10 protein-coding genes are annotated in these 12432 nt (G+C 68.4%); 3 read left to right on the top strand and 7 right to left on the bottom strand.

Going from position 1 to position 12432, the window contains the following annotated elements; all coding sequences use genetic code 11:
- On the bottom strand, positions 1–1680 hold the full coding sequence (locus ACXAFN_RS16305) for a glutamine--tRNA ligase/YqeY domain fusion protein (protein ID WP_474990382.1): 1680 nt from the start codon (positions 1678–1680) through the stop codon (positions 1–3).
- Positions 1681–1991: 311 nt separating this feature from the next.
- Here ACXAFN_RS16305 and ACXAFN_RS16300 point away from each other — a divergent pair, with 311 nt between their 5' ends.
- A complete protein-coding gene (locus tag ACXAFN_RS16300; protein ID WP_474990380.1) occupies positions 1992–2498 on the top strand; it encodes a peptidylprolyl isomerase in 507 nt (168 codons plus the stop codon).
- 80 nt (positions 2499–2578) lie between these two features.
- Positions 2579–3343: a UDP-2,3-diacylglucosamine diphosphatase gene (locus tag ACXAFN_RS16295; RefSeq protein ID WP_474990378.1), complete on the top strand. Its 765-nt coding sequence runs from the start codon at positions 2579–2581 to the stop codon at positions 3341–3343.
- Positions 3344–3450: 107 nt separating this feature from the next.
- Here ACXAFN_RS16295 and ACXAFN_RS16290 read toward each other — a convergent pair whose 3' ends face one another.
- Both ACXAFN_RS16290 and ACXAFN_RS16285 read right to left on the bottom strand, forming a co-directional pair.
- Positions 3451–4518 carry a methylenetetrahydrofolate reductase gene (locus tag ACXAFN_RS16290; RefSeq protein ID WP_474990376.1) on the bottom strand — a complete coding sequence of 356 codons (1068 nt, stop codon included), beginning with the start codon at positions 4516–4518 and terminating at the stop codon, positions 3451–3453.
- Positions 4515–4982: a methylenetetrahydrofolate reductase C-terminal domain-containing protein gene (locus ACXAFN_RS16285; protein ID WP_474990374.1), complete on the bottom strand. Its 468-nt coding sequence runs from the start codon at positions 4980–4982 to the stop codon at positions 4515–4517. Before ACXAFN_RS16285 ends, ACXAFN_RS16290 begins: the two co-directional genes overlap by 4 nt.
- A 231-nt stretch (positions 4983–5213) precedes the next feature.
- Here ACXAFN_RS16285 and ACXAFN_RS16280 point away from each other — a divergent pair, with 231 nt between their 5' ends.
- Entirely contained in the window at positions 5214–6140 is a 927-nt protein-coding gene (locus ACXAFN_RS16280) for a bifunctional 5,10-methylenetetrahydrofolate dehydrogenase/5,10-methenyltetrahydrofolate cyclohydrolase (RefSeq protein WP_474990372.1), read from the top strand.
- Positions 6141–6162: 22 nt separating this feature from the next.
- On the opposite strand, the gene ACXAFN_RS16275 is transcribed toward ACXAFN_RS16280, so the two are convergent.
- From ACXAFN_RS16275 to lon, 4 genes are all read right to left on the bottom strand, one after another.
- Positions 6163–7179 carry a CobW family GTP-binding protein gene (locus ACXAFN_RS16275; RefSeq protein WP_474990370.1) on the bottom strand — a complete coding sequence of 339 codons (1017 nt, stop codon included), beginning with the start codon at positions 7177–7179 and terminating at the stop codon, positions 6163–6165.
- Positions 7180–7411: 232 nt separating this feature from the next.
- Positions 7412–9232, bottom strand: a complete 1821-nt coding sequence (locus tag ACXAFN_RS16270; protein ID WP_474990368.1) for a SurA N-terminal domain-containing protein — start codon at positions 9230–9232, stop codon at positions 7412–7414.
- Between the two features lie 172 nt (positions 9233–9404).
- Positions 9405–9677 carry an HU family DNA-binding protein gene (locus ACXAFN_RS16265; RefSeq protein ID WP_013332105.1) on the bottom strand — a complete coding sequence of 91 codons (273 nt, stop codon included), beginning with the start codon at positions 9675–9677 and terminating at the stop codon, positions 9405–9407.
- Between the two features lie 177 nt (positions 9678–9854).
- Positions 9855–12263 carry an endopeptidase La gene (gene lon, locus ACXAFN_RS16260; RefSeq protein WP_474990366.1) on the bottom strand — a complete coding sequence of 803 codons (2409 nt, stop codon included), beginning with the start codon at positions 12261–12263 and terminating at the stop codon, positions 9855–9857.
- Positions 12264–12432: the final 169 nt, after the last annotated feature.

Raw genomic sequence — 12432 nt, 5'->3', positions numbered from 1 at the left:
TCAGCCCTTCTTCTTGGCCTTGGCCCAGCCGTCCTTGAGTCCCACGGTGCGGTTGAATACCAGCTTGCCGTCGCGGCAGGCGTGGCGGTCGGCGCAGAAGTAGCCGACCCGCTCGAACTGGAAGCGATCCTCGGGCCCCGCCTCGGCGAGGCTCGGCTCGCCCATCGCCTGCACCACGGTCAACGACTCGGGGTTCAGGTGCTCGAGGAAGTCGGCGTCCTTGTCCTTGTCGGGCTGCTCGACGGTGAACAGGTTGTCGTAGAGGCGCACTTCCATGGGCACCGCGTCGGCGGCGCTGACCCAGTGGAGCACGCCCTTGACCTTGCGACCCTCGGGGTTCTTGCCCAGGGTGTCGAAGTCCACCGAGCAGCGCAGCTCCGCGATCTCGCCGGCCGCGTCCTTGATCACTTCGTCGCAGCGGATGACGTAGGAGTTGCGCAACCGCACCTCCTTGCCCGGCGCCAGCCGGAAGAACTTCTTGGGCGGCTCTTCCATGAAGTCGTCGCGGTCGATGTAGATTTCCCGACCGAAGGGAATCCGGCGCACGCCCATGTCCTCGCGGGCCGGGTGCCCGGGGACCTCGTAGCTCTCCTCGAGGTCCTCGGAGACGTTGGTCAGCACCACCTTGAGCGGCTTGAGCACGCACATGGCACGCGGCGCGTTGTCCTCGAGGTCGGAGCGGATCGCATGGTAGAGCATGGCGATGTCGACCAGCCCGCCGTCGGCGCGAGTCACCCCGATCATCTCGCAGAACTTGCGCACCGAGGCCGGTGTATAGCCGCGGCGGCGCATCCCGGAAATGGTCGGCAGGCGCGGATCGTCCCAGCCGTCGACGATGTTCTCGTCCACCAGCAGCTTGAGCTTGCGCTTGGAGGTCAGGGTGTAGTTGAGGTTGAGCCTCGCGAACTCGATCTGGCGGGGCCTCGCCGGCACCGGGAGGTTGTCCAGGAACCACTCGTAGAGCGGCCGGTGATCCTCGAACTCCAGGGTGCACACGGAGTGGGTCACGCCTTCCAGGGCATCGGACTGGCCGTGGGTGAAGTCGTAGGACGGATAGATCTTCCACTTGTCGCCGGTCTGGTGGTGCGAGGCGTGGCGAATCCGGTAGAGGATCGGGTCACGCAGGTTGATGTTGGGCGCCGCCATGTCGATCTTGGCGCGCAGCACCTTCTCGCCCTCGGCGAACTCGCCGCCACGCATGCGCTCCAGCAGGTCGAGGTTCTCCTCGACGCCGCGCTCGCGGTAGGGGCTCGGCTTGCCGGCCTCGGTCAGGGTACCGCGGTACTCGCGCATTTCCTCCGGGGAAAGGTCGTCGACATAGGCCTTGCCCTCACGCACCAGGTGCTGGGCCCACTCGTAGAGGGTATCGAAGTAGTCCGAAGCGAAGCGCACCGCCCCCGCCCATTCATAGCCCAGCCAGCTGACGTCTTCCTTGATGGCGTCGATATAGGCCTGCTCTTCCTTCGCCGGATTGGTGTCGTCGAAGCGCAGATGACAGTCGCCACCGAACTGCTCGGCGAGCCCGAAATTCAGACAGATCGACTTGGCATGGCCGATGTGCAGGAAGCCATTGGGCTCCGGCGGGAAGCGGGTGACGATCTTCCCCTGTCGGCCGGCCTCGATCTCCTCGCGGATCTGGTTGCGAATGAAGTTCGGCGCGCTGGTGGTCTCGCTGGTCATGTTGATTGGGCAACCTCTGGTTGAACGCGGGCCTGTCGCCGCGACGCCGCGGGCCTGGCCACGGCTTCGCGCATCGACGCAAAACGGCTATTATAGCGCCACCTGCCCATGGGGCGCCAAGGCATCCCGTGTGACTCCAGGGCTATCGCAACGGATATAGCACCGGGAACCGGGGACAGGTCGCAGAGGGGGTTTCGCAAGGAGCGCCCAAGGAGGGGTTCATGGCGCCCCTCGTAGACCTGCCGCCGGACCACCCCCGGATAATGCGATTATTCACGATAGTCCGACCCGTGACTCGACAGGACAATATGATGATCATCTTGCAGACCAATTTCGGCGATATCCATGTCGCCCTGAACCACGACAAGGCCCCCAAGACCGCCGCCAATTTCGAGCAGTACGTGCGCGACGGCTTCTACGACGACACCCTGTTCCATCGCGTCATCGACGGCTTCATGGTCCAGGGCGGCGGCTTCGACCTCGACTTCGAGCAGAAGCCCACCCGCGAGCCCATCGACAACGAAGCCGACAACGGCCTGACCAACACCCGCGGCACCCTGGCCATGGCGCGCACCCAGGATCCGCACTCGGCCACCGCCCAGTTCTTCATCAACGTGGCCGACAACGACTTCCTCAACCATCGCGGCAAGAACCTGCAGGGCTGGGGCTACTGCGTATTCGGCGAGGTCGTCGAGGGCATGGACGTGGTCGAGCGCATCAAGGGCGTGGCCACCACCCGCCGCGGCATGCACGCCGACGTGCCGGCCGAGGACGTGGTCCTCCAGCGTGCCTACGTCAAGGACGCGTCCGAGGCCTGACGCCTCGCTCCCTCGCTTCACGCCCCCGCCACGCCATGGACGGGGGCGTTTTCCTTTATCCGCTGCCCGCGAGAGATGCCATGTCGACCCTGCTGATCTCCGATCTTCACCTGCATCCCGGCGCCCCGGCCATCACCGAGGGCTTCCTGAACTGGCTGGAGACCCGCGCGTCGGGCGCCGAGGCGCTCTACATCCTCGGCGACCTCTTCGAGGCCTGGATCGGCGATGACCTGCTGGACCTCGGCGCCGCCGACCCCACCGGCACCGCCACGCTCGCCGCGCGCATTGCCGAGGCCCTGAAGCAACGCGCCGAGGCCGGCACCGCGATCTACCTGATGCACGGCAACCGCGACTTCCTGCTCGGGGAGCGCTTCGCCGAGGCCGCCGGCGCGACCCTGCTGCCCGATCCCTGCGTCGTCACCCTCGGCGACGAGCGCGTGCTGCTGATGCACGGCGACAGCCTGTGCACCCGGGACGAGGCCTACATGGCCTTCCGCACCAAGGCCCGCGATCCGCAGTGGCAGGCACAGATCCTGGCCATGCCGATTCCCGAGCGCATCGCGCTGGCCAGGCAGCTGCGCGACCAGTCCGGTGAGGCCAACTCCAACAAGGCCGAGGACATCATGGACGTGACGCCGGAGGAAGTGATCGAGGCCCTGCGCGGACACGGCGTGACCACCCTGATCCATGGCCACACCCACCGTCCCGCCGTCCACGACGTCGATCTCGACGGCGCCACGGCGCGCCGCTACGTGCTGGGCGACTGGCAGCCGGACCGGGGCTGGGAAATCGAGGTCGCCCCGGGCCAGCCGCCGGAGCTGCGCGACTTCCCGCTGCAAGGCTGACGAGCCCGGGAGCGGCGCCTGGGCGATGGCCGGGGGCGAGGAGCGGGATAAGCGCAGGGACAAGCGCCGGCGCCTCCACCCTGGCCCCATCGGCCCCGGTGGCCGGCCTACCCGGAACCGGCGGAGCTGAGATGGCAAGCGACGGCGTCAGGCGCCTCCGGGTTGAGAGCCGCCGGATCGTCGCGCCCCGGGTACCAGGGCACCCGCCCCTCGAGCACGCCGGTCTCCTCGATGATCCGCGCCACCGTGGCCTCCTGCCGGTAGGCCATGATGTGGGCGCCGCTCACCCCCTCGATCTCGCGGACCTCGGCGAGGATGTCGCAGCACAGCCGCTCCCCCTCGGCCCGCTGGTCCCGGGCCCCTTCCAGCCGGCGAATCACCGCATCGGGAATATGCACGCCCGGGACGCGATCGCGCACCCAGCGGGCGCTGCGCGCCGAGGCAAGCGGCCCCATCCCCACCAGCACGAAGGCCCGGTCGGGCCCCTCCAGCACGCCCAGATCGGCGACCTCGGCCATGAAATCGCGCAGGCGCGGCACGTCGAAGCAGTACTGGGTCTGGATGAAGCGCGCCCCGGCGGCGACCTTCTTGGCCAGCCGCTTCGCGCGCCAGTCGACCGGTGGCACGAAGGGATTCTCGGCGGCGCCGAGGAAGATCCGCGGCGGCGCGGTGATGGTGCGCCCGCTCTCGAAGCGACCCTCGTCGCGCATGCGCCGCGCCAGGCCCAGCAGCGACATCGAGTCCAAGTCGAACACCGGGCGCGCCTCGGGGTGGTCGCCGGCCTGAACGCCGTCGCCGGTCAGGCACAGGAGGTTGCAGGCCCCCATGGCCGCGGCCCCCAGGATGTCGCCCTGCATGGCGATGCGGTTGCGGTCGCGACAGGACATCTGCAGGATCGTGGCATAGCCGACCCGTGTCAGCAGCGAACAGACGCCGACGCTGGACATGTGGCAGTTGGCGCCGGAGCCGTCGGTGGCGTTGATGGCGTCCACATAGCCATCGAAGATCGCCGCCCGCCGCAGCACCTCAGCCGGGTCGGCGGAGTCCGGCGGATCGATCTCGGTGGTCAGCGCGAAGCGACCGGCGCGCAGCACCCGCTCCAGGCGCCCAGGGGACACATGCCCGGGCAGGATCGGCAGCGAATAGCCGGGGACCGGCTCGTCGTCGAACTTCATGCGCCCGCCTCGCGATCCAGGCCGTGCTCGCCCTGCACCACCTTGAGCCAGGAGGAGGCACCCTGGTCGGCATCGTCCACGGGCAATTGCACCACCTGGATGCGATCACCGTGCTTCATCCGCCGGCTGCCCTCCCAGGCCTCCACCCACACGCAGCGCATCGACGGCTTGACCTCGCAGCCGCCGTCGGCGCGCACCCCGCCGCAGGGCCCGTTGCGCAGGCGCTTGGGGCAGTTCATCGGGCAGGCCATGCCGGTGGAGCTCAGTACGCAGTGCCCGCACATCCGGCAGTCGAAGAGGAAGCCCTTGACCCAACGCTCGAGGGCGGCCACCGGCCGCTCGAGGCGCTCGGGGCCGAGACGCGCCACCAGCGGCGCAAGCGCACGCAGCACCGGCTCGAAACCGTCGTAAAGCCACTCGAAGGCCCGGGCATGGCGTACCACCCAGCGACGCACAGCATACATGGGGTCGACCTCGCCGTTGCGCTCCCTCCCCCGCATCCGGGGACTTGCCATCAGGCTATGCAGCCATGCCGTTCACCACTTCCATCAGGGCGACAGCCGCATAGCGCAGGGCGACCGTCGCCCGCGTGACATCCGGCGTCGCGACGGGAACACCGGCATGCCTCCCATGCCCTAGACTCGGCAGGCAGGACCCAGCCGGTCCCGAATGCCTTCACCAGGACAGGATATCCCATGGCGACGTTGATCGACGGCAAGGCGCGGGCCAGCGCACTGCGCGACACCCTGGCCGGCGAGGTCAGGGGATTCGAGGAGGCCCGCGGCATCGCGCCCGGGCTCGCCGTGGTGCTGGTCGGGGAAGACCCGGCCAGCCAGGTCTATGTGCGACGCAAGGGGCAGCATGCCCGAGAAATCGGCCTGCGCTCCCGGGAGCACGTCCTGCCGGCGGCGACGCCCCAGCCCGAGCTGCTGGAACTGATCGCCGACCTCAATACCGATCCCGAGGTACACGGCATCCTGGTCCAGCTGCCGCTGCCGGCGCACATCGATCCCGAGGCAGTGATCCACGCCATCGACCCGGCCAAGGACGTGGACGGCTTTCATCCCCTCAACGTGGGCGCCCTGGCGGCGGGCGGCACGGGCCTCGTGCCCTGCACGCCGCTGGGCTGCGTGAGCCTGCTGGTCTCGCACCTCGGCGAGCTGGCCGGTCGGCATGCGGTGATCCTGGGCCGCTCGCGGATCGTCGGCCGCCCGCTGGCCAGCCTGCTGCTGCGTGAGGACTGCACCGTCACCGTCGCTCACTCACGCACGCCGGAGCCCGCCAAGGTCTGCCGGCAGGGCGACATCCTGGTGGCCGCCGTCGGCCAGCCCGGCCTGGTCCAGGGCGACTGGGTCAAGGCCGGGGCGACCGTGATCGACGTGGGCATCACCCGCCTGGGCGACGGCGACGCACGGCGGCTGGTGGGGGACGTGGACGCCGCCAGCGTCTCGCGAGTGGCCGGGGCGCTCACCCCGGTGCCGGGCGGCGTGGGCCCGATGACCATCGCCTGCCTGCTGCACAACACCCTGGTCGCCGCCTGTCGTCAGGTCGGGCTGGCCGAGCCGCGGCTGGCTGCCGCCACGCCGATGGCGGCACAGCCGCTGCATCACCCTCACGCCTGAGCGCCGCGGGCGCACGCCCGCCTCAGACGCGGCAGGCGGACAGCCGCGCCGCCAGTGCCTCGGCCTCGGGTAATGCCGACGGCGAGCCAATCACCTCCAGGCGCGAGTCGCGTCGCCACTCGCTGGCGCTCGGTGGCTCGCCCCCGGAGACGCGGTTGACGGCGATCCAGCCATCGTCGACATGGAACACTCCCTTCACCCGCAGCGCGCCCGGCAGCGCCTCCAGGCAGCGCAGCAGCGCCCGACGCTCGAAGACCTCGTCGGGATGCCAGCGCCATCCCAGGCTGACATGGCCGAGCGACTCGCCACGCTCGTGCACCGGCGCACCCGGGGTCGGCGCCCGGGCATCGAGATCCAGCCAGGGGCCGGGCCGATCCGCCAGCGCCCGATGGGCCGACGGGCGAGCCAGCGGCTCCGCCGCCCGATGCGCCCCGCCCTCCAGCAACCGCTCGAGGGAAAGCCGCCCGTGGGGCGCCTCTGCGACCCAGGGCGCACCGGGCAGCAGCGCGTCCAGCCAATCGCGGGCCGCGCCGAGGCGCTCCGGCGTGACCCGATCGGTCATGGTCAGGGCGATCCCGTCGGCCAGCGCCAGCTGGTCGCGGAAGGTGGCATGATCCCGCACGCGGGGATCGTCGAGGCGACGAGGGTCGAGGACCGTCACCACCTCGCGAAGGCTCAACACCCCGGCGAAGGCCTCGCCCTCCAGCAGCTCGATCAATCCCGCGGGATGCCCGAGCCCGGACGGTTCGATGATCACCCGGTCGGGGCGCTGGCGGCGTAGAAGCTCGACCAGGGCCGCACGCAGCACCGTGGCCAGCTGGCAGCACAGACAACCGCCCGGCAACGCCCGGACCGCCACGTCGTCACGCCCGGCGAACAGCGCCTGATCGATGCCGATACGACCGAACTCGTTGACCAGCACCGCCCAGCGCTCGCCTGGCGGCTTGTGGTCGATCAGGTGGCGGATCAGCGTGCTCTTGCCGCTGCCCAGGAAGCCGGTGATCGGGTGGACGGGGATATCGGTCAGCGGAGTAGGCATGGGGGACTCGTGAGTGTGGAGAGTGAAGGGGCCAAGCTGCAAGCTGCAAGCTGCAAGCTGCAAGCTGCAAGCTGCAAGCTGCAAGCTGCAAGCTGCAAGCTGCAAGCTGCAAGCTGCAAGCTGCAAGCTGCAAGTCAGCAGCATGGCTCCTACCTGGCAAAAGGTAACCCCGAAGGTCGAGAGGCCTTCGGGGTTCCTTGTCGCTTGCGCCTTGTAGCTGCCGAAAGGCGCGTCAGGGCCGCTCGATCTCGGCCTGTTCGCGCAGGTGCGCCTGCAGGCCGTTGACCGCGGCCTGGGCGCGCAGCTGCTGGGCCATGCGCGCCACGAAGGACTCGCTCTGCTCGTCGGGCTCACCGGCGGTCACCGATTCCAGTCCGATCAGCACCACCCGCTCGCCGTCGTCGGCCCGGCCAAAGACGGTCTCGTCACCGTCCGGGTGACGCAGGCGGAAGGCCGCCTCGATCACCGGCGGGCTGAGCGCGCTGTCACCCTGGCGGCTGAGGGAGTCGGTACGCTGCCAGTCGAGGCCCAGCGACTCGCCGTCGCGCAGCGCCGCCAGCATCTCGTCGGCGCGGGCCTGGAGGGCCTGACGGGTCTTCTCGGCCTCCACGGCGGCGGCGACGTCCTCGCGGACGTCGTCCAGCGGCAGCGTAGTGGCCTCGCGATGGTCCAGCACGCGCAACACCAGGCGGCGATCCTCGCCGAGTTCGATGACCTCGCTGTTGAAGCCTTCCTCCAGCACGTCGGGGCTGAAGGCCTGGCGCATCACGCCGGGCTCGGCCAGCACGCCCTCGGCCTGGTCGCGGGCGACCCAGTCGCTCTCCTGGCGCTCGAGGCCCAGGCTCTCGGCGACGCTTTCCAGGTCTTCGGCGGCGAAGCTCTCGTCGATCAGGCGCTGGGCCTGGTCGTTGAAATCGTCGCGCACCCGCTCCATGGCCACCTGACGCGCCAGGCGCTCGCGGGCCTCGTCGAAGGGCGGACGATCCAGCTCGGTGACCCGGATAAGGTGCAGGCCGTTATCGGTCTCGACGATGTCCGACACCTGGCCCTCGTCGAGGGCGAAGGCCGCCTCCTCGAAGGCCTCGCCGAAGAAGCCGCGGCCGATCACGCCCAGGTCGCCGCCCTCGTCGCTGGTGGAGGTGTCGTCGGAGAACTCGTCGGCCAGCTCGGCGAAGGCCTCGCCGTCGGCCAGCCGCGACTTGACCTCCTCCAGGCGCGCTTCGGCCTCCTGGCGGCTGCGCTCGTCACCGAAGGTCACCATGATGTGCGACACGCGGCGATCGGCATCGCTGGCCTCGGCCTGCCAGGCCTGGCGCAGCGCGGACTCGCCGACCTCGACCCCATCCGCCATGTCCTGGCGATCGAGCATCACGTAGGCCAGCCGCACCTGTTCGGGACGCTGATAGTCCTCGGCGTGGTCATCGTAATAGGCCTGGAGGTCGGCATCGCTGACCTGGGCGGGCTGCGCCAGGTCGGCGGGGGTCAAGGCGTAGTGGCGGAAGCTGCGGGTCTGGCGCTGCAGCTCGGCGAGCCGCTCCTGCTCGCTGGCCAGGCTGAACTCGCTGGCGGCCAGCCCCTGCTGGACCTGGCGGCGCTTCATGTCCCGACGCAGCTGGTCGCGGAACGCCAGCGGCGTGAAGCCGGCGCTGGCCAGGCGGTTCGTGAACAGTTCGCGATCGAAACGCCCCTCGGCGTCCTGGAACTCCGGCAGGGTCACGATCAGCTGATCGATCTGGGCTTCGGACAGGTGCAGCCCGCCTTCCTCGGCGTACTGGGTCAGCAGGCGGTCGGTGATCAGCGCATCGAGCATCTGGGCGCGCAGCTGGCGCTCCTGCTCGGGGGGCACCTGGCCGCTGCGGATGGCCCGCTGCACCTCAAGCTCGAGCTGCTGACGCGTGATCGGCTCGCCGTTGACGCTGGCGACCTCCTCGCCGTCGCTGCCCAGCAGCCCCACCAGGGACTCCACGCCGAACAGCGCCATGGTCACCACCACGGCACCGACCAGGATCTTGGCGCCCCAACTGGTGGAGCGGTCACGAATACTTTGCAGCATGCAGGCCTCTGTGGATCTTGTGGATCGGGACGCGCCACATTATACGCATCCGGACTGGCCACGCGACGGGCACGGCTCGAGCGGTCCCGCCGGGGCCCCGAAACAAAACAGGCGCACCGCGACAGCGGTGCGCCTGTGGGGAAACGTCAGCGAGGACGGCGGATACGCCTCCTCAGTTGACGGAATCCTTGAGCGCCTTGCCGGCCTTGAAGCTCGGAACCTTGGCGGCGCTGATCTGGATCGGCTCACCGGTCTGCGGGTTGCGACCGGTGCGGGCCGCACGCTCCTTGACGGTGAAGGTGCCGAAACCCACCAGGGAAACGCTGTCGCCCTTCTTCAGGCTGTCCGCCACGGCATCGACCATGGCATCCAGCGCGCGGGAAGCGGCCGCCTTGGGAATATCGGCAGACGCGGCAATGGCTTCGATCAGCTCGGACTTGTTCACACTTCACCCCTTGACTGTTACGTAAATTGGCTCTAATCGGCGAGACTTACGGCTGACTGACGCGATCACAGCATGGCGGTAATTTATAGCAATGCGATGAAACGCCTGTCAAGCAACCATCCCTGACAATCCCCATCATACCGGGGTTTTGCCCCCGATATCATGGGAAAAAAGTCGTCAGTGCGTACTGATCATCGAGTGAGAAGATGCCTTGTCTTCCGCTCGAGATTCACCTTCCTGGCTCCCGAGCTTTTCACTCAGGGCCACCTCAAGAACTTCGTCGATCCAGCGCACCGGCCGGATGTCGAGCGCATCCTTGATGTTGTCCGGAACCTCCTTCAAGTCGCGGCGGTTCTCTTCCGGAATGAGAACCGTCTTTATACCACCGCGCCTGGCGGCCAGCAATTTCTCCTTGAGGCCGCCGATCGGCAGCACCTCACCGCGCAGGTTGACCTCCCCGGTCATCGCCACGTCGCAGCGCACCGGACGACCAGTGTAGGCGGAGATCATGGCGGTGACCATGGCGATGCCGGCACTCGGGCCGTCCTTGGGCGTGGCGCCCTCGGGCACGTGGATATGCAGGTCTTCCTTCTCGAAGCGCTCGGGATCGATGCCGAAGGAAGTCGCCCGCGCCCGCACCACGGTCTGTGCCGCGCTCACCGACTCCTTCATCACGTCGCCCAGCGAGCCGGTCTTGTTGATGCGCCCCTTGCCGGGAGTCACCACCGACTCGATGTTGAGCAGCTCGCCGCCCACCGAGGTCCAGGCCAGGCCGGTGACGCGTCCCACCTGGTCCTGCTGGTCGGCCAGGCCGTAGCTGTAACGGCGCACCCCGGCGTAGCGCTCGATGTCGGCGGCCGCCAGGGAGACCGGGGCCTGGGCGCCCTCCTTGCCCTCCTGCTCGAGGCGCTCGCGCAGCACCTTGCGGCAGACCTTGGCGATCTGGCGCTCGAGTTCACGCACCCCGGCCTCGCGGCTGTAGTAGCGGATCAGCTCCAGCAGGGCCTCGTCGGCGAAGCTCAGCTCGTCTTCCTTGAAGCCGTTGGCCTTGAGCTGCTTGGGCACCAGGTAGCGCTTGGCGATGGCCAGCTTCTCGTCCTCGGTGTAGCCGGGCAGCCGGATCACCTCCATGCGGTCGAGCAGCGGCCCGGGAATGTTCATCGAGTTGGCGGTGCAGATGAACAGCGTCTCGGACAGGTCGTAGTCGAGCTCCAGGTAGTGGTCGCTGAACTTGTCGTTCTGCTCCGGGTCGAGCACCTCGAGCAGCGCCGAGGCCGGGTCGCCACGATGATCCATGCCGATCTTGTCGACCTCGTCGAGCAGGAACAGCGGGTTCTTGACCCCGGCCTTGCTCATGCGCTGGACCATCTTGCCGGGCAGCGAGCCGATGTAGGTACGACGGTGGCCGCGGATCTCGGACTCGTCGCGCACCCCGCCGAGCGCCAGGCGCACGTACTTGCGATTGGTGGCCCGGGCGATGGACTGCCCCAGCGAGGTCTTGCCGACCCCGGGCGGCCCCACCAGGCACAGCACCGGCCCCTTGAGCTTCTTGACCCGCTTGTGCACGGCCAGGTACTCGAGGATGCGCTCCTTGACCTCCTCGAGCCCGTAGTGATCCTCGTCCAGCACCTTCTGGGCGTGCACCAGGTCGTGGCGGACCCGGGTGCGCTTCTTCCAGGGCACCGAGATCAGCCAGTCCAGGTAGGAGCGCACTACCGTGGCCTCGGCGGAGGACGGCGCCATCATGCGCAGCTTGCCGAGCTCCTGCTTGGCCTTGTCGGCGGCCTCCTTGGGCATCCCCGAGGTCTCGATGGCCTGCTCGTACTTGTCGGCCTCGTTGGGCGCGTTCTCGAGCTCGCCCATCTCCTTCTGGATGGCCTTCATCTGCTCGTTCAGGTAGTACTCGCGCTGGGACTTCTCCATCTGGTCCTTGACCCGCGAGCGGATGCGCTTCTCCACCTGGAGCAGATCGATCTCGGACTCGATCAGCGCCATCAGGTGCTCGATACGATCGCGCACCCGATCCATCTCCAGCAGCTGCTGCTTGTCGTCGATCTTCAGCGACAGGTGCGCGCAGATGGTATCCACCAGCCGGCTGGGGTCCTCGATGCCGGACAGCGAATTGAGCACCTCGTTGGGCACCTTCTTCGACATCTTCACGTACTGCTCGAACTGGTTGAGCAGCACCCGCACCAGGGCATCCTGCTCGCGCTCGGTGAGCGGCTCGCTCTCGCGCAGCACGACCTCGGCCCGGCTGTAACCGTCATCGACGGCCAGGATGTCGCGAATATCGGCCCGGGACTCGCCCTCGATCAGCACCTTGACGGTGCCATCGGGCAGCTTGAGCAGCTGCATGATCTCGGCCACGGTGCCGATGGCGAACAGGTCCTCGTTGTCGGGATCGTCCTTGCTGGCCTCGCGTTGCGCCACCAGCAGCACGCGCTTGTCGGCCTCCATGGCGGCTTCCAGCGCCTGGATGGACTTCTCGCGGCCGACGAACAGCGGAATGACCATCTGCGGGTAGACGACCACGTCCCGCAGCGGCAAAAGGGGCAGACTCAGGGTCTGTTCGGCGTTCTGCTGCATCGCAGACGTTCCTCAAACGATCGGTTGGATACCTGGGGAGTGGGGGCGGCGGCCCGCCATTGCAAGGCCGCAGGGGCGACACGGCAAAGAAAAGGGCCGCCTGGGCGGCCCTTTGCGCGTGCGACTCCCCGCTCGGTCGCCTCGGCGGGGCGAGACGGACGGGGCGACG

The organism is Halomonas sp. ABH4_019 (assembly GCF_056159885.1).
Note: the sequence above shows the minus strand (reverse complement) of the source record. Positions and strands in the feature narration are given on the sequence as shown.